General features: G+C 49.7%; 15 protein-coding genes. 11 read left to right on the top strand and 4 right to left on the bottom strand.

The window, feature by feature from the left end; all coding sequences use genetic code 11:
• Positions 1-122 precede the first annotated feature (122 nt).
• A complete protein-coding gene (locus AC0VZ8_RS26845; protein ID WP_475485008.1) occupies positions 123-1,160 on the bottom strand; it encodes a LacI family DNA-binding transcriptional regulator in 1,038 nt (345 codons plus the stop codon).
• A 576-nt stretch (positions 1,161-1,736) separates the two neighbouring features.
• On the opposite strand from AC0VZ8_RS26845, the gene AC0VZ8_RS26840 reads away from it, so the two are divergent.
• From AC0VZ8_RS26840 to AC0VZ8_RS26805, 8 genes are all read left to right on the top strand, one after another.
• Positions 1,737-3,077: an ABC transporter substrate-binding protein gene (locus AC0VZ8_RS26840; protein WP_475485007.1), complete on the top strand. Its 1,341-nt coding sequence runs from the start codon at positions 1,737-1,739 to the stop codon at positions 3,075-3,077.
• Positions 3,078-3,184: 107 nt separating this feature from the next.
• A complete protein-coding gene (locus AC0VZ8_RS26835; protein ID WP_071217869.1) occupies positions 3,185-4,078 on the top strand; it encodes a carbohydrate ABC transporter permease in 894 nt (297 codons plus the stop codon).
• On the top strand, positions 4,078-4,914 hold the full coding sequence (locus AC0VZ8_RS26830; protein WP_475485006.1) for a carbohydrate ABC transporter permease: 837 nt from the start codon (positions 4,078-4,080) through the stop codon (positions 4,912-4,914). Before AC0VZ8_RS26835 ends, AC0VZ8_RS26830 begins: the two co-directional genes overlap by 1 nt.
• A 26-nt stretch (positions 4,915-4,940) precedes the next feature.
• Positions 4,941-7,667 carry a GH36-type glycosyl hydrolase domain-containing protein gene (locus tag AC0VZ8_RS26825; protein WP_475485005.1) on the top strand — a complete coding sequence of 909 codons (2,727 nt, stop codon included), beginning with the start codon at positions 4,941-4,943 and terminating at the stop codon, positions 7,665-7,667.
• 78 nt (positions 7,668-7,745) lie between these two features.
• Positions 7,746-8,630: a hypothetical protein gene (locus AC0VZ8_RS26820; RefSeq protein ID WP_475485004.1), complete on the top strand. Its 885-nt coding sequence runs from the start codon at positions 7,746-7,748 to the stop codon at positions 8,628-8,630.
• A gap of 101 nt (positions 8,631-8,731) precedes the next feature.
• Positions 8,732-9,820: a 3-phosphoserine/phosphohydroxythreonine transaminase gene (gene serC, locus AC0VZ8_RS26815; RefSeq protein WP_475485003.1), complete on the top strand. Its 1,089-nt coding sequence runs from the start codon at positions 8,732-8,734 to the stop codon at positions 9,818-9,820.
• Positions 9,821-9,950: 130 nt separating this feature from the next.
• Positions 9,951-10,415 carry a tRNA (uridine(34)/cytosine(34)/5-carboxymethylaminomethyluridine(34)-2'-O)-methyltransferase TrmL gene (gene trmL, locus AC0VZ8_RS26810; protein ID WP_113057600.1) on the top strand — a complete coding sequence of 155 codons (465 nt, stop codon included), beginning with the start codon at positions 9,951-9,953 and terminating at the stop codon, positions 10,413-10,415.
• A gap of 195 nt (positions 10,416-10,610) precedes the next feature.
• Positions 10,611-10,865 (top strand): AbrB/MazE/SpoVT family DNA-binding domain-containing protein, encoded by a 255-nt coding sequence (locus tag AC0VZ8_RS26805; RefSeq protein WP_009595823.1) that lies wholly within the window; start codon positions 10,611-10,613, stop codon positions 10,863-10,865.
• Between the two features lie 281 nt (positions 10,866-11,146).
• Here AC0VZ8_RS26805 and AC0VZ8_RS26800 read toward each other — a convergent pair whose 3' ends face one another.
• Positions 11,147-12,232, bottom strand: coding sequence for a phosphodiester glycosidase family protein (locus AC0VZ8_RS26800; RefSeq protein ID WP_475485002.1), 1,086 nt, complete (start codon positions 12,230-12,232; stop codon positions 11,147-11,149).
• The gene (locus AC0VZ8_RS26795) at positions 12,229-12,636 is read right to left on the bottom strand and encodes a hypothetical protein (protein WP_071218139.1); all 408 of its coding nucleotides are present in this window, start codon (positions 12,634-12,636) and stop codon (positions 12,229-12,231) included. The genes AC0VZ8_RS26800 and AC0VZ8_RS26795 overlap by 4 nt, the downstream gene beginning before the upstream one ends.
• Before the next feature lie 381 nt (positions 12,637-13,017).
• On the opposite strand from AC0VZ8_RS26795, the gene AC0VZ8_RS26790 reads away from it, so the two are divergent.
• Together AC0VZ8_RS26790 and AC0VZ8_RS26785 are read left to right on the top strand one after the other, a co-directional pair.
• A complete protein-coding gene (locus AC0VZ8_RS26790) occupies positions 13,018-13,674 on the top strand; it encodes a DNA-binding response regulator (RefSeq protein ID WP_076324451.1) in 657 nt (218 codons plus the stop codon).
• A gap of 109 nt (positions 13,675-13,783) precedes the next feature.
• Complete coding sequence (locus AC0VZ8_RS26785) at positions 13,784-14,998, top strand: aminotransferase-like domain-containing protein (RefSeq protein WP_475485001.1); 1,215 nt, start codon at positions 13,784-13,786, stop codon at positions 14,996-14,998.
• Between the two features lie 137 nt (positions 14,999-15,135).
• Here AC0VZ8_RS26785 and AC0VZ8_RS26780 read toward each other — a convergent pair whose 3' ends face one another.
• Positions 15,136-15,909, bottom strand: coding sequence for a DUF2161 family putative PD-(D/E)XK-type phosphodiesterase (locus AC0VZ8_RS26780; protein WP_475485000.1), 774 nt, complete (start codon positions 15,907-15,909; stop codon positions 15,136-15,138).
• 266 nt (positions 15,910-16,175) lie between these two features.
• Here AC0VZ8_RS26780 and AC0VZ8_RS26775 point away from each other — a divergent pair, with 266 nt between their 5' ends.
• Positions 16,176-18,071 (top strand): PrkA family serine protein kinase, encoded by a 1,896-nt coding sequence (locus AC0VZ8_RS26775; protein WP_475484999.1) that lies wholly within the window; start codon positions 16,176-16,178, stop codon positions 18,069-18,071.
• Positions 18,072-18,272: the final 201 nt, after the last annotated feature.

Raw genomic sequence — 18,272 nt, 5'->3', positions numbered from 1 at the left:
CTCGCTAGGTTTAGGTTTTAGGTGCGGATTACCATGCCAAATGAGATCAAGGGCTATTTTCAAAGGCATGCATTACTAGCGCTGCTCTTAGCTAAAACATACCCGTCACTAAAGCTTTACTCTCAAAAGTAACCATAGTTATGCGTATTGCTTCCGCAAGATTCACGGACGATGAGCTCAGGCTCGACGACGAAGGAGCTCACGGGTGATTGCTTATGGATAAGGTCGTAGAGCATGAGCGCTGCCAGGCGGCCGATTTTCTCTTTATTTTGCCGAATCGTCGTTAGTTTGGGTGTTGTATATTTGCACGCTTCAATATCGTCGCAACCGATGATCGATACATCGTCAGGGACATTCAGGCCATGTTCCTGAAGCGCTTGGATGGCTCCAATCGCGATCTGGTCGGAGGCTGCAAAGATCGCGCGGGGGAGAGAACCCGCTTGAATCAGCCGTGTCATGGCTTTATATCCGCTTGCCTCATGAAAATCTTCACCGTTCAGGAACCATTCCGTACGGGCCGGCAGTCCGAAGCTTTCCATGGCGTTACGATAACCGGCCTCACGCATGTTGGAGATTTCAGACTCCTTGCTGCCTCCGATAAACCCCAAGTCTCTGAGGCCTTGAAGATAGAAATGCTCCACGACCTTCGAGGACATTTTGTAATTATCCGACATGATATGCCCCGACATTTCGCCGAACAGTTCTATATCAACCCCGATACACGGAATGTCGCTCTCATCAAGCTCCTTAATGGAGGGCTCGATTTCCTCGCCGGATATAATGACACAGCCATCCACCTGATAATGACGGCATCGGCCGAGGTAGTCGGCGTCATCCCCTTGGAATTTCTCATTCGAAAAAAACAGCAGATCGTAACCGAGCACCCCCATTTGCTTCTTAAAGGAATTGAGAACTTCAACAAAAAAAGGATGGGTAAAATCGACATTCAGCTTTCCCGCAAATATGATGCCGATTAAATTGGATTTTTTGGTTGCTAATGTTTTCGCGGAGTTCGAAGGGGTGTATCCCGTCTCTTTCATAATTTCCAACACCCGTGCTTTGGTTTCCTCGGACACGTCACTGTAGTTATTGATAATCTTGGAGACGGTGGATACGGATACCCCGGCCATTTTAGCGATTGTTTTAATGTTTAACGCCATGCGAAACGCCCCTTATTCTGTTTATGATGTCACTTCATAATTTTCGTAAGTTTTCGTTAATCATGATTGCCAATGATCTGTATGTGTAAGGTTAAGGAGAGAAAGAGCCGTTCTATACGTGTTTTCTGCTCGAAACATGTTGTTTAAGAACACGATTCTATATGATCCGATGGAGTGATAACGGAAAATATATCGATGGAGCCTACCATTGTGATCAGTATTAACCAATCTGGTTGCAACGTATACAGCACATATCCGAAACTGTTTCGTAAATTAGTGTATCTGCTTTACCTAGGTAAGTCAATGAAGAGAATAGCTGTGATGCTAGTGATAGAAAGGAATTATACTGAAATATGTTCAATAATGAAATATTGCGACAAAGAGAAAAAAAGCTTTGACAAACAAAAAATTATGAGTAATAATAGGCCTTGCGAAACCGCTTTCGGTATATTTCGCTAAATTACGAAAATTCATAATGAATGTTTCGTAACATCAAGATGGTACTGGACGAGAAATAGCGAAAATGATGAATCCGGTTTCATAATGAATTGCACTTTAATTTCAGGGGGTAAAGAAATGATTAAGAAATTATCAGCAATACTTTTGGCGGGTGCTCTGACTTTCTCGCTAGCGGCTTGCGGAAGCAGCGATTCGGCCGATAAAGGCACACCTGCGAAAGGTGATAAAAAGGTCATCAAAATTTTACACTGGAAACAAGATAACATCAATAAAGCGGTTGAAGAGATTAACAAGAAATTTGAAGAGAAATATCCCGAGTATAAGATCGAGTATACCACTACGGGTCCCGATGACGAATACAAGCAGGCGCAAAGAGCGAGAATTACCGCTAATGACGTCGACGTTTTGGCTGATTTATCGGGTATGAGACTCTCCCCGCAGGAATGGACACCGGGTGCGAAAGTGCCTGATTGGCAGCAGTGGATCGATACAGGCTTGATCGCCGATTTGTCCGACCAAGCCTTCGTTAAGAATTATAACGCTAACGATATCGAAAAAGCCGGAACTTATAAAGATAAAGTGTATGCAATCCCAACGGGCAAGGTTGCGATGTCCGGCCTGTTCTACAATAAGGAAATCTTCGAACAGAACGGATTGAGCGTGCCGAAAACATGGTCGGAGTTCATCAAGCTGAACGATGACCTGAAAGCCAAAGGCATTACCCCGATTGTTGTTGCAGGTAAAGACGTATGGCCATTGAAACTTCCTGTTTTCGCCCTGCAAGCTAAAATTCTGGGCGGCGGAGATCAGCAGAAATGGATTGAAGGCGTTTGGAAAGGCGAGACGGCTTACAACGATGAAGAGGCCATCGAAGTATTGGAAAAAATGAAGACGCTTCAAGACAATTACATGATTGACGGATTCATGGGGATTGATTACGCAACAGCGCCTTCCTATTTTGCCACAGGAAAAGCAGCGATGCTGGCTGATGGCTCTTGGGACGCTCCAACCGTCGCAGCAGCGAATCCGGAGCTGAAATTCGGTTACTTCCCGCTTCCGGCTACGGAAGATGCAGCCAAGAATTCCTCCTTTGTCGGCAAGTATGACGTAACCTGGTATGCTGCCGAGAAGGGACCGAACAAGGAAGGGGCTCTAAAATGGCTTGAGTTCTTCTCCGAGCCGGAAAATTACACGACCTTCGTGAAAGCTGCCGGCTTCATCCCGACACAGGATAACATTCAGACGGAGAGCGACTTTATTGACAATGAACTGACTCCATATCTCGGAGAGTTCGAATTGGCGTACGAAATCATGATGATTAACCGTCAAAATATCGGCGAGCATCTGGCTGCAGAAGGCGTTCATACGGAATTCCTGGCACCGGGCGGCCCATACAAAACAGCAAAAGAGCTGGCTGACATTCAACAAAAAGAATGGGAAGCTGCCGCTCCAAAATAAAGCTTCTTCTATTATAAAGAGACCTATATAGAATGAACCATACTGTAGTCGGGGTCTGTGCAGCAGGCCCCGACATTTATTGAAATGGGATTTGCGAGGTGAGAGAGATGTATCCATTTGGAAAAGGGTTTAACCGATTCATCCCCTTATTGCTGCTGCTGATACCGATGGCGCTTTACATCGTGTTTTATTTTGGACCATCGATCCTGACGGTCATCTATTCCTTTACCGATGTCAAGAACCTCCCGGGCAGCACGTACCAATTTGTCGGGCTGGATAATTATAAGGAATTATTTTTCTCGGGGAACTCAGGAGAGCGGTGGCGTTCCATCGTAAACACCCTGATCTTTATGTTCGTTGTTACGATCGTGCAGAACGGGGTCGCTCTGTTTATCGCCGTCATCATTAACCAGCGCCTGAAAGGCGATTACTTCTATCGTGCCGTATTCTTCCTGCCAGTGGTTCTGGGCGTAGCTGTCGTCGCCCTGATCTGGGGAATGATGTTCGATCCGTTAAACGGACCGGTCAATCGCCTCTACGACGCGCTCTTTGGCTATCAGGACATGTTCTTCGGAAGCTTCACTCATGCGTTCGGCTATATTATTTTCGTCCAGATTTGGATGTACATGGGCTATTCCATGCTGATCTTTCTGGCCGGGCTCCAATCGGTCCCTAAAGATTTATACGAGGCGGGGCATATTGACGGCACCAACAAGTGGCAGTCCTTCCGTCATATTACCTTCCCCTTGATCGCACCGTCCTTCACGGTGAACATGCTGTTATCCATCATTGGCGCCATGTCGACCTTTGATATCATTTTGGCGACAACGGACGGTCGCTTCAATACAAGGACGATGGCGTATGACGTGTACAAAGAGACATTCCGGGGAAGTTTGGAAATGGGCCTTCCTTCAGCGTTATCCGTTGTTCAGTTCCTGATTATTCTCCTCTTTGTTGTGGTGGCGGTCAGACAGACGCGTAAGAGAGAGGTGGAGTATTGATGCGAAATTCCAAAACCACGCAAATTCTTTCTTACGCCGTCGTAGGTTTGCTGCTGATTCTATATGTCGTTCCGCTGCTGCTTGTATTCAATGTATCGCTCAAATCCTTCAACGAGTATCTGCTCAACCCGATCGGGATCGTTCAGAACATGGAATGGAGCAATTATACGCAAGCATGGTCTGAAGGCAATTTCGCCGGTTATTTTGCGAACAGCTTGATATATACGGTAGCGGCGACGCTGCTGACCATCATCGTGTCGTTGTTTGCGGCGTTTCCGGTCGCACGCGGATATGTGATGTGGAGCGGATTTATTTATATGTTCTTTTTGCTGTCCCAGTTTCTTCCGAATCCGATGGTTGCCCAGTATAAACTCATGCTGTCCTTCAAGGAGAGCGTTTCGTTCTTCGGCTATGATACCAAGCTTGGTTATATATTGCTGAAAACGACGGGAACGGGCGTTGTGTTCATGATGTTTGTCGGCTACATCAAGTCGATTAGCCGCGATTTGGATGAGGCCGCAGGAATGGATGGTTCCGGTTATGTCCGTTACCTGTTCCAGATCATTCTGCCGCTGATGAAGCCGGTTATCGCAACGGGCGTCATTCTGACCGCGATCGGAATCTGGAATGATTTTGTCGGCCCGATCATGTATCTCCCGAGTCCGTCCAATTATCCCATTACGTTCGGCCTGAAGGAATTCAGGGGGCAATACGGGAATAACTGGCCGCTGCTTGCATGCGGAATTACGATCGTAGCCGCACCGTTGATCATTCTGTACACGTTCATACAGAAATATCTGGTGGACGGGGCGCTGGCGGGAGCCGTCAAATCCTAAAGGCATAGAGGGGAAGAAATCGCGATATGAAATCAACAGGATGGAAGTTTGAGGGGAGCCAGGGTGTCTTTAAGATAAGTCATCCCGAACATCATAATTATTTATATTTTCCTTTAGTGAATGAGGCCGGCATGATGTCGGCCGTCACGCCGAATCTTCACGGTGAAATGACCAGCAGCCATAATACGTTTTTCATGCCGCCCGTTTCGGTGGAGGATCTTCACAATTCCAAGTCCGCGCGTAACTTTTGGGTGCATGTTGACGGGCATGGCGCATGGTCCGTAACCGGCAATTCAGCCAAGCAGAATGCAAGCCGGTTCATGAACGAGGAAGAAGAAAGCCAGTTGGAAGCCGGGTTTTTATGGCATAAGCTGACGCGGATTAACGGAGAGGCCGGACTGCAAGCGGAAGTAACGAGTTTCGTTCCGGTAACGGATGACCCAATCGAATTAATGAAAGTGAAGCTGACCAACGTAGGCGAGCAGACGCTAAAACTAACCCCTACCGCGGCGATTCCGCTGTATGGCCGTTCGGCAGACGACCTGCGGGACCATCGCCACGTGACATCCCTTCTTCACCGGATCTTTGTCCATCGTAAAGGGATTGAAGTACAGCCCGCTCTCTCATTTGACGAGCGGGGTCACCGTATCAATCATGTATCCTACAGTGTGCTGGGTGCGGAAGCGGACGGTGCGGAGCCGATCGGTTATTTTCCGGTGCTTGAAGAATTTATTGGGGAAGGCGGCGCGCTCGATTGGCCAGAGGCGGTCATTGCCAATAAGCAAGCGGTGGCGCAAGCAGGAGACTCCTTGGAGGGTTACGAGGCCGTTGGAGGCCTGCGGTTTGCGGGGGTGCAACTGCAGCCTGGTGAATCGAAGGCTTATGTTATGGCGATGGTCATTTCGGAGGGGCGCGCCGAGATTGGAAGACTTGCCGAAACGTATTTATCGGAGAAACGTTTTGATGAGCTGCTTGCGCAGAATGAAGCCTATTGGAATGATAAACTGAATACCGTATCCTTCCAGACCGGTGACCAGCAGCAGGACCTGTGGATGAAATGGGTAACCTTGCAGCCGATATTGAGGCGTCTATATGGCAATTCATTCCTTCCTTATCATGACTATGGCCGTGGGGGACGTGGATGGCGTGACCTATGGCAGGACTGCCTGGCATTGATGATCATGGAACCGTCCGAGGTACGGTATCTGCTGCTTAATAATTACGCGGGTGTACGGATTGACGGAAGCAATGCAACGATTATCGGGACGAAGCCCGGTGAGTTCATCGCTGACCGGAACAACATACCGCGCGTGTGGATGGATCACGGCGCTTGGCCATTCATGACCACGCTGCTTTATATGGATCAGAGCGGGGATTTGGATTTCCTGATGCAGCCGCAGACCTATTTCCGCGATGTATTCGTGAAACGCTGCCAGAAGAAGGACATCGGATGGCTGCCTGAGCACGGGAATCAACTCTTAACCGTGGACGGTAAGGTATATGAAGGTACGATACTGGAGCATATGCTGCTGCAGAATCTGGTTCCGTTCTTTAATGTAGGGGAGCACAATAACATCAAGCTTGAGGGGGCAGATTGGAATGATGGTCTTGACCTTGCCCCGGACCGAGGCGAGAGCGTAGCCTTTACTGCGTTCTATGCAAGCAATTTGATGCAGCTTGGCGATCTGCTGCTGGCATGGCGGGACAGCGAAGGCGTGGAGTCCATTGAAATAGCAGAGGAAATGGCCGTGCTGCTCGATTCGCTAACGGCTCCCGTCTCATACGATGATGTGCAGCAGAAGCTGGGGCTGCTTGATCAGTATTATGAGTCCGTTAAAGTCTCCGTGACCGGAAACAAACGAAAGTTTAGCGTGGCGGATGTTGTGCAGGACTTGAAACAGAAAGCCGACTGGATCATCCGGCATTTGCGCGACAAAGAATGGATGACGAGCGAAGAAGGATATTCGTGGTTTAACGGTTACTACAATAACGATGGAGAGCGCGTGGAAGGCGACCATCCCCTTGGCGTCCGGATGACGCTCACTGGTCAGGTCTTTGCTATTATGGGCGGAATAGCGGACAATGAACAGGTAGGGCAAATAACGAAGGCGGTTGATCGGTATTTAAAAGATCCGTGCATCGGCTACCGTCTGAATTCGAACTTTGGCGAGATTCAGCAAAACCTCGGGAGGGCTTTCGGGTTCGCTTTCGGCCATAAAGAGAATGGGGCCATGTTCAGTCATATGAGCGTCATGTACGCTAACGCTCTCTATAAGAGAGGTTTTGTCCGAGAGGGATACGAGGTATTGCAATCGATTTACGATTTAAGCAATGACTTTGAACGCAGCCGCATGTATCCGGGTATTCCCGAGTACATCAACGAGAAGGGGAGAGGGATGTATCCCTATCTTACCGGGTCGGCAAGCTGGCTTTTGCTCACCATGCTGACCGAGGTTTTTGGAGTGAAAGGAAATCTGGGACATCTGCTCCTGGAGCCGAAGCTCAGACCTTCGCAATTCGGAGCCGACGGTACTGCTGCTGTGCATACGCGGTTTGCGGGTAAAGTGCTTCAGATTGTATACAGCAATCCGAAGCGGCTGGATTACGGAAGCTATACGATTCAATCGGTTACACTGAACGGCGAGAAGGTCCAGCTGCGCAGTCAGAAGCAGGGGGCTGCCGAATTGGATCGCAGCTTGCTGTCCGCGTTATCCGATGACGAGTGTCAACGGATTCTTGTCGAGCTTGCCTGACACACGAGCATACAATATTTCGGAAGCCCTGGCAGGCAATTCGGCCGGGGCTTCTTCATCATGAATGGAGCGATTGTTTTGGGACATCAATTAGCAAACGGACAATTGGAAGTTGATATTGCGGAAATCGGCCGTTATCAAGGCACGCGTTTTGACCGGACCGGTTTCATTACCCAGGTCAAATTAACCAAGAGCGGTCACACATTCTGCGTACACGAGTTTGCGGAGGGTTTTAACGCTCAGGGCGGGTCTGGATTGTGCAACGAGTTTGGACTGCATGAGGGGATGGGGTATGCAGAGGCCGAAATAGGAGAAGGGTTCCCTAAATTAGGGGTGGGGATTCTTAAACGGGTCAGCGAGGACCCGTATCACTTTCAGTATACGTATCCGGTGGAACCTTTCGATATTGATATGACTTCGGATGACGTAAGTCTCACCTATACGATTCATCCCAGGAACGTCAAGGGGTATGCGGCAAAACTCGTTAAGAAAATCTCGATTCAGGACACGGCCTTAACGATAGACTATGAGCTCTGCAATGAAGGAAGCCAGAGGATCGATACGGAGGAGTATATTCATAATTTCATAGGGATTAACGAGGAGCTGGTAGGACCAGCGTATAAACTGAAGTTACCGGTCCCTGTCCGTTTTACGGAGGTCGAATCGGATTATACATCGGATCTGTTATCCGTTCAGGATTGCGAGATAGGCTGGAACGCCAGACCGAGCAAGCCTTTTTACGGAAGAATACAAGGCTTTAACGGCAGCGAGTTTCCTTATTCATGGGAGCTAACGCACACTGCCAGCAGGGCGGGAGTAAGGGAGATCAGTGATTTTCCGGTCGCGTATATGGCTCTGTGGGGGGTGGGCCATGTCATCTCGCCGGAAGTGTTTATTCAACTGAGCCTGGCTCCCGGAGAAAAGAGAACCTGGAGCAGAAAGTATCAATTCTTCTGTTGGTAGCCGGACAATTTAATGTGAATAATTACACTTGAAGGTCTATGGGATTGTTGCTATGATTAGCGTTAATTAGCATTCATAGTAGAGAAAGGGTGGAGAGTCTTTTGAGCAAGAGAGCATACAATTTTAACGCAGGACCTGCTGCATTGCCGCTTGAAGTATTGGAGCGCGCCCAGGCCGAATTCGTCAATTACGGAGATACCGGCATGTCGATCATGGAAATGTCGCATCGCGGTGCTGTGTATGAAGCTGTGCATAACGAAGCGCAGGAGCGCCTGCTGTCCCTGCTGGGGAATCCATCCGGCTACAAGGTGTTGTTCATCCAGGGCGGTGCAAGCACACAATTTGCGATGATTCCGATGAACTTCCTGGGACAAGGCCAGGTTGCGAACTATGTAATGACGGGAAGCTGGTCTGACAAGGCGATTAAAGAAGCCAAACTGATCGGCGAAACTCATGTGGCGGCCTCTTCCGAGGAGAGCAAGTACATGGCTCTGCCTAGCCTTAAGGACATCCAACTGTCGGATCATGCAGCTTATCTCCACCTTACGTCCAATGAAACGATTGAGGGCACGCAGTTTAAGGAATTCCCGGATACCGGCTCGGTGCCGCTTATCTGTGATATGTCGAGCGATATTCTCAGCCGCCCGTTCGATATGAACCAATTCGCCATGGTTTATGCGGGTGCCCAGAAGAACCTGGGGCCATCCGGCGTTGCGGTTGTGATCGTTAGAGAGGATATGATTACAGATTCTCCTAAACATCTGCCTACTATGCTCCGTTACAATACGTATTTGAAAAATAACTCGCTGTACAATACGCCGCCGTCATTCGGCATCTATATGATCAACGAAGTGCTGAAGTGGATTGAGGAGAAGGGTGGCCTGCAAGGCGTTCAAGAGATGAACCGCAAGAAAGCCGCACTCATCTACGATGCCATCGATCACAGCGAAGGCTTCTACCGCGGCTGCGTGAATGCAGAGGTGCGTTCCGATATGAACATTACCTTCCGTCTTGCCTCCGAAGAGCTGGAGAAGGAATTCGTGAAGGCTTCGGAGCAAGCAGGCTTTGTCGGCTTGAAAGGTCATCGCAGCGTCGGCGGTTTGCGGGCTTCGGTCTATAATGCCGTTCCGTACGAGAGCGCTCAGGCGCTCGTAGAATTCATGCAGCAGTTTAAGAACAGTCACAGCTAATAGCATATAAGATTACACCATGATAACCTTCCGCCGATTTACGTGGAAGGTTATTTCTGGATACCCCGGGAAATCGGGAAGGAATCGGTTATAATAAAAATAAAACAGAAGAAAAGGTGGACTTATCAACATGGCATTACACATCGTACTAGTCGAACCGGAAATTCCAGCCAATACGGGCAATATCGCCAGAACTTGCGCCGCAACCGGCACACATCTGCACCTGGTCCGTCCGCTCGGCTTCAATACAGATGACAAAACCTTGAAACGGGCCGGGCTGGATTACTGGTATGCCGTACATATTGAATATCATGATTCCTTTGAGGAGCTGCAGGCACTTTATCCGGAAGGACGCTATTTCTACGCCACGACGAAGGCAACTAAGCGTTATATGGACATTGATTATCAAGACGGGGATTTTTTGGTGTTTGGCAAAGAAACCAAGGGATTGCCGCCGGAGCTGCTAGCCGCGAATAGCGAGCATTGTATTCGCATGCCGATGACCGATAAGGTGCGTTCTTTGAATTTATCCAACTCTGCAGCCATTATGGTATATGAAGCACTGCGTCAATTGGATTTCCCGGGTATGGAATAATTTTTGATAAACTTTGAGTTTTTTGGGTAATATCATCCAGTATACCTAGATGATATTGAAAAAAACTAAGAAATTCTTAATTTCCAGCAGGATTCGACAACTTTTTATCGAACTATTATACTAGGCCCTTGTTATCAGTTCTGAACTGTGGTGTCAGAAATCACTTGTTGAAAATGAAAGAGGTGTACAATCGTTATGAAACCTGCTGGTGTTGTTCGTAAAGTGGATCAGCTGGGAAGAATCGTTCTGCCTAAGTCTCTACGCAAGAGATATCAAATGAACGAGGGGGATCCCGTAGAAATTCTTGTACAGGGGGACCATATCATATTGGAGCGCTATCGTCCGAAATGCGTCTTCTGTGGTTCTATGGACGGAGTAAGCGAGTTTAAAGAACGCTATATCTGTTCACAATGCATGTCCGAAATGCAGCAGCTTCCGAAACATGCCTAGGACCTTAAAATGAATCACCTTTTGCGCATCGCTAATGAGCGGTGCCTTTTTTGTCCCTCAAAAAATAAAACTCCCCCGATATACGAGGGAGACGCCTTACAGGCCTTTGGTTTTATCATCATTGTATGCCGCGGTCCAAATGCCAACCATGTAAAGGGCGAATACGAGCATGACGATCCAAAATGTTAATGAGAACGACATTCTTGCCACCTCCTGCTAAGCTAACCTTATTATAACCACCTTGAGCCAAAAAATAAACGAGAATATGAGGGCCGATTCTATCATTTGAAAAATAAGAAGTGCGTAGGTACCGGACGCAGACTTCCGTCCGATGGTTTGTTCACGACGCGGCCGTTTAGGATTAGGGATGCGGACCCGCCCCCATCCAGATTATAAGCATCGATCACGCCCAGCTTTTTAAGCTTGTTTTGCAGCTCTTGCAGCGTGGCTCCCGATTTGCCCTTCTCATCATATCCTTCGGTAACCAGGATGAGCAGCTGATCGTCCTTATAGTTGCCGATGACGGTACGCGGTGCCCGGCCGGGGGTCGTTCTCCATTTCTCGGGAATTGTCGTTTTGCTGCCGTTTTGGAGCAGCACGGGGACAAAGGTAGCACCGAACATGGGATCGAGCCGGTCAAGCTCGCTCTGGCTGTAGAACTTGCCACCGATCAGCTTGCCGGATTTGCTCATGCCGACAAAGGCAAGATCCTTGAAGCTCGGTTGAAACCCCGAGACGTATTTGCCATCATAATAGGTCGTGCTCAGTGGATGTCTGCCCCCGTTCCCGTCAGCGTATCCACCGGCATTAATTCCCGCGACCGCACCATGCCGGCTTACGGCGCGCATGGTGGTTTCGACGGACCCGGGTCTGCCGCTTTCGCTGCCAAGCGACATCTTCATCGCGGAAGGATCCTTCAGTTTGACCTTCATCGCATAGCCGTGATAGGTGCCCGGATTGATCTTGTACAACTCGATTCGAATCCGGTCACTGTTGACCGTTTCAATAGGGACACCCAATTTGGTTGTGATCCGTCGATTATAGATTTGCTCCGGGCGCGCGGCTTGTGCTTCCGCTGTTTGCAGAATGGTTCCTACCGTGGCGGTCGTTTGCCGATAGAGCTTGGCCGTTTTTTCAATGGAGGATATCGTCTGTTCCGCATAGACAGCGGCTTGATCCAAATCCTGTTTGATCACGGCGGACTGTTCCGATATGCTGCCGGATGGTATGTACTCGGCGGTGTCGTGCGACAGGCGCGGCGGTTCCGTAATGAACCACATACATAGCAGCATTCCGATAAAAGGTGCAATGGCCAGCATAAACGTACGGTTTAACTGCTTGGGACGGATATACTTCAGTGTTCTCACTTCAGCAGCTCCATCTTGCGTTCCAGCTCTTTCAGCTGTTTCTCAACTTGGCTTAGTTGACTGTACAGCTTGTTGCTGTTGTCCGTTTTGCCGCTAGCCTGATCCTTGGTAAAGGTCAGCAGCTCATTAAACGACTGAACCTTGCTCTGCATCTCGTCCATTTCCTGAACCAGCTCGTTAAACCTTTGGTCGTACTCTGCTTTGAATGACGCCATTTCCTGGCGCGTATCCTGCTGCAGCTGCACCACAACTTGCTCCTTCAAGTGATTGCTATATAGGTAGGCTGCGGTGGTACCCAGCCCGATGAGAACAATCCAAAATACCCAGAACCATTTGGTAGATGGCCCCTTTTGCTGCACTTCCTCACGGGATTTATAGGGGGTATTGTGTTCCTGCTCCAACATTGGCATTTCATCACCCCTCAAAAACTATCATTTTTTCCAAATTTCATTCTAACATGTCAGAATTACTTTCGCAAAGACGAACCAATAGCACTTGTTTTTATGAAAAATAGATTGCCTAGAAAGATAGAGTGGGATACAATCTGTATAGATTTGATTATCAAATAGGATACATATAAGACATTCGCCATGCATACCGTCAAAGGCCCTGCGCCTATAGGATTAATTAACCTAATTTCTATACGTATAACGGCTCTAAATTGCGTCTATCCATATCTGCAAACAACGAAGATTCGCAATACCGGATATGTAAGAAATTGACGGCGCTTACTTAATAGAGATACTAGAGATTCAAGTTTGTTGATACAGGAGGTCTATTAGAAAATGAATCAGGTTTGGCGGGTAGTTATCGTCGGCAGTCAACCTACAAGCATGCTGGGAACAAAATTGATCTTGGAAGAGCAGCAGGATCTGCTCGTTGAGGGAATGACATCCTCGGATTCAGAAGGGCTTCGCATGGTCGGGGATTTGCTTCCTGACTTGGTACTATTGGATTATCATTTGTCGGAACATACCTCGGAAGCCGTATTGGAGCAGATGAAGCAGCTGTCCCCGAAGACCCATGTCGTCATTATGACCGACAATGATGGCCTTCCTTTGCTGCAATCCTTGATCAGCCGCGGGGCAAGCGGCCTATTGTCCAAGCAGGCATCCACATTTCAGCTCATACATATGATTACCGGACTCCGGGAAGGCGTTGCCTCGCTGCCGCTCGATTGGGTAAGGCAAGGCATCTGGCCGTTAACGGCCTCTGCAATGAACGAAGGCGGACTCCAGCTCTCCGAGACGGAGGCTTTTATAATGGAACGGATTGTCCAGGGCATTACATACGACAAAATCGCCATGGAAATTCAGGTGAGCCGCCGCTCGATTGACAATTACCTTCGTAAAATCTATGTGAAACTCGGGGTATCCACCCGTGCACAGGCGATCGAGAAGTATGCGCTGTATACCCGTCAAGGCAGGCAAATATATGCCTAATGCAGGATTAAGGTATAATATATACATATCAGGAATACCTTTTAGAGGTTGTTAAGAGGCTCCTGAATACAAAACCGAGGTTTTGATAACGGTTAGAGGAGGGACTTCCATGCAGTATTCCTTTGCTTCCCGTGCACAGACCCTTTTGTCATCCCCGCTGCGCGATATCAGGGAACTTGCGAAGCGGGATTCTTTTATTTCCTTGGCAGAAGAGCTGCCGGCCGAAGAGTTATTTCCTTTGCATTCACTCGCTGAAGCGGCGACCTCGGTGCTCTCCGAGGACCCGCTCGCCTTGCAGTACGGTGAGGCAGAAGGCTATGGACCGCTGCGCGAGTGGCTGAGCGAGGACTTTTCCCGCCGTAAAGGCCTGAGCGTCCAGCCGCAGCATATTCTGCTGACCACGGGCACGCAGCAGGCCATCGATTTGCTGGTCAGGGTGTATGTGGACCCGGGCGATCCGGTGCTGGTGGAGAACCCCACCTCACCGGGACTGCTCCAGGTGCTGCGTCTTCAAGGTGCGGTCATCGTGCCTGTGGAGGGAGATCAAGACGGGATGCTGCCGGAGCACCTGGAGGCCATGATCCGGCAGCACAAGCCGAAGCTGCTCATGGCTGCGCCCAATTTTACCAATCCGACAGGCGTGATGTGGAGCTTGGAGCGGCGTCAGCAGGTGCTGGAGCTGTGTGTCTCGCATGGACTTCTTATCGTGGAGGATGATTCTTACGGCGATCTTTATTTTGCGGACGCCAAGAATCCGAAGCCCCGAATTCCTTCCATCTTCTCACTTGAAGAGCCGCAGGGAGGACATGTCTTGTATGTGGGCTCGTTCAGTAAAACGGTAGCGCCGGCGCTGCGTACGGGATGGGCTGCCGGGAACCGGCGCTTGATTGAGATGATGACGGCCGTGAAGCAGATGGCCGACTGGCAATCCAGCATGCTGAACCAGCGGATGCTGCACCATCTGCTGGAATCGAAGCATTTCAAGCTGGAGGACCATATCTGCATGCTCAATCGGGAATACGCAACGAGGCTCAAGCTGATGGTGGAGCTGCTGAAACGCAGCGCGTGGAAGGATTCGAAGTATGCGGTGCCTCCCGGGGGGATGTTTCTCTGGGTACAGCTGCCTCCGGGCTTGAATGGGGATGCGCTCTTAAGAGCCGCTCTATTAAAAGGAGCCGCTTTCCTGCCAGGCTCGATGTGCTCGGCGGCAGATCGTACCCGTGAGTGTATCCGGCTGAATTTTACGCATCCGGGGCGGGATGAACTGCTGCTCGGCATGAATCTCATCAGCGAAGCCGTGATGGAATTTACAGCCCGGAATTAGACATGGAAGGCTTCTTTATGCGAATCGTGTATAACATAGCAAAGCTGCTGATTGAACCTGATTTCAGGTTCGGAATAGAATCAGCAGCTTTTTTTCATGGGCGAATATGTACTTGTTCAAGGGTCTGCATCCGGAGTTTATGATTTCAATACGGAAGCATAGTCTGCCAGAGCCTGTACGCCGGCCGGTGTCAGCACGTAGCGTCCGCGGCTCACCCGGCGGAACCAGCCGTAGTAATTGCGCTGCAGAATGTCAGCCGCCGATCCCACGCCGCTCCGATCGCGAACGGCCGCGGGAGAAATACCGGGCAGCACCGCTGGTGTAACTTCTTGAAGCTCATGCCCCTCCTGCAGTTCGCGCGAGCTTCGCTGCTCCACTTCCGCCGCATTCATGGCAGCAGCAACGCGCAGTGTCTTCTCGCGGTAAGCGGTAACCAGCTTCGCTCTCGTCACCCCGCCCGTATTGTAATCGCCGCTGCGCTCACGAAATTCATACAGCAAGCGTTCCTTGCGCCTGATGGCGGTCCGTCCCTTCTGTACGGCTATCTCCGGCTCACAGAGCACCTCGACGAAGGGCGCTTTAGTTTTGTAGAAGGTGACCGTAATGAGTCCTAGTCCCAAACGTCCGCAGAGCCCCGTCAGTTCCGCCCAGCGCTGATTGACGGCTCCTTTCTTCGCCCGGCTCTTCTCGACGGCAAGGTAAACGTACGGAGTTAGCTTCAACCGCTCGATGCCCTGGAGCAGAAGGGCCAGATTGAATGTTTTTTTCAGCTCCACAATCAGCGGTTCATCGGCGCCCTCTTTCATGCCGACAAGGTCACAATTGCGTACTTCACCCTTCACTTCATAACCGTTTAGTTCAAAAAAGGCCTTCAGGGGAGCGTACAGCTCGGCTTCATGCTTTATCGCCATGATGACTCTCCTTTTATTCGAAAGATGCTTTAATGTCAAGTTAATGTAATTTCAGTATAGCATGGGGACGGCTCGCATGGCGTACCCGAGTGTAGAATGGACCGGTGGTTAGATAAATTTGCATGCGCATGACTTCGAAAATAAGGTCAACTATTCCAAGCAAGTCGCATAGGTATGTAATACACTTTTTCGAAAATGGAATGTTTTCTAATGACGCTGTGGAATGGAAGCCAATCCCCATAAACAGACTCATAGGAGGTAGCGAAATGGATATTTTCGAACGCATAGCATCGTATCGGGCAGAAGGCGACCGTTTGGCGTGGAGCGGCACATTCAGGGAATACATTGAAATACTTAAGAAGGATCCCTCTCCAGCCATGACGGCACATGCCCGTGTATATGACATGATCGAATCCTACGGTTTCGAAGAGAGCGGGGGCCAGAAAAAATATAAGTTTTTTGAACAGGAAATCTTCGGTCTCGACCGGGCTGTTGAGAAACTCGTTGAGGAATATTTCCATTCCGCGGCCCGCAGGCTGGATGTGCGCAAACGCATACTGCTGCTTATGGGGCCTGTCAGCGGCGGGAAATCCACGCTGGTCACGCTGCTGAAGCACGGCCTGGAGAAGCATTCCCGTACCGATCGGGGAGCCGTATACGCGATCTCCGGCTGCCCGATGCAGGAAGAGCCGCTGCATCTGATTCCGCTGGAGCTCAGACCGGAAATCGAGAAGGAGCTTGGCGTCCGAATCGAGGGCAACTTGTGCCCGGCCTGCCAGCTTCGCCTCAAGACCGAATACGGCGGAGATATCGAACAGGTGGAAGTCGAGCGGGTATTAATCTCCGAGGAGAACCGCGTCGGCATCGGTACATTCAGTCCGTCCGATCCCAAGTCGCAGGATATTGCCGATTTAACCGGCAGCATCGATTTTTCCACCATTACGGAATACGGCTCGGAATCGGATCCGCGGGCCTATCGTTTTGACGGTGAGTTAAACAAGGCGAACCGCGGTCTGATGGAATTCCAGGAGATGCTGAAATGCGATGAAAAATTTCTGTGGAATTTGCTCTCCCTGACCCAGGAAGGGAACTTTAAGGCGGGCCGGTTCGCGCTGATAAGCGCGGATGAGCTGATCGTGGCTCACACCAACGAATCCGAGTACAAAGCATTTATTGCCAATAAGAAAAACGAGGCGCTGCAATCCCGGATGATTGTCATGCCGATTCCGTATAACCTGCGAGTCAGCGACGAGGAGAAGATCTACTCGAAGCTGATCGGCCAAAGCGATATGAAGCATATCCATATCGCGCCGCACGCGCTTCGTTCTGCCGCGATATTCTCCGTCTTGACGCGTCTGAAGGAAACGAAGAAGCAGGGCATGGATCTGATCAAGAAGATGCGCATGTACGACGGGGTAGAAGTTGAAGGATATAAAGAAGCGGACCTGAAGGAGATGCAGAATGAATATCTGGAAGAAGGCATGTCCGGGATTGATCCGCGGTATGTCATTAACCGGATATCCAGTGCTTTGATTAAGCAGGATCTTCAGTGCATTAACGCGCTGGATATGCTGCGGGCGATCAAGGATGGGCTGGATCAGCATGCCTCGATTGCCAAGGAGGAGCGGGAGCGCTATCTGAATTTTATTGCTGCCGCACGCAAGGAGTATGATGATCTGGCGAAGAAGGAAGTTCAGAAGGCCTTTGTGTATTCCTTTGAGGAGTCTGCCAAGACGCTGTTCGAGAATTATTTGGATAACATCGAAGCATTCTGCAACTGGACGAAAATCCGCGATCCGTTAACCGATGAGGAGATGGATCCGGACGAAAGACTGATGCGTTCGATCGAGGAGCAGATCGGCGTCTCGGAAAACGCAAAGAAGGCTTTCCGGGAGGAGATCATGATTCGCATCTCGGCTTATTCCCGAAAGGGCAAAAAGTTCGAATATCACAATCATGAGCGCCTGCGCGAGGCGATTGAGAAGAAGCTGTTCACCGACCTGAAGGATATCGTCAAGATTACAACCTCGACGAAAACGCCGGATGCCGTGCAGTTAAAACGGATCAACGAGGTGAGCTCCAGACTGATCGAGGAGCATGGGTATTGCCCGGTATGCGCGAACGAGCTGCTGCGTTATGTAGGCAGTCTGTTGAACCGGTAATATCGGATAGAATAACGGAATGTCATGAGAAACCACCTGTAAAGATAGGGTGGTTTCTCATGCTTTGGGATGAAATGGCCGGTTGATCAGTGCAAATATACACACAATTAGGACTTTGGCATTATGTCCGTATGGTAAATATAGTCTATAATGGACCCTAAGTACTTGAACCTGTGATATGGATCACGCTATTTAGGAGTG

Source organism: Paenibacillus sp. QJM3NY_38 (assembly GCF_056173265.1).
The sequence above is the reverse complement of the archived record's forward strand: the minus strand, read 5'-3'. Positions and strand labels throughout refer to the sequence as shown.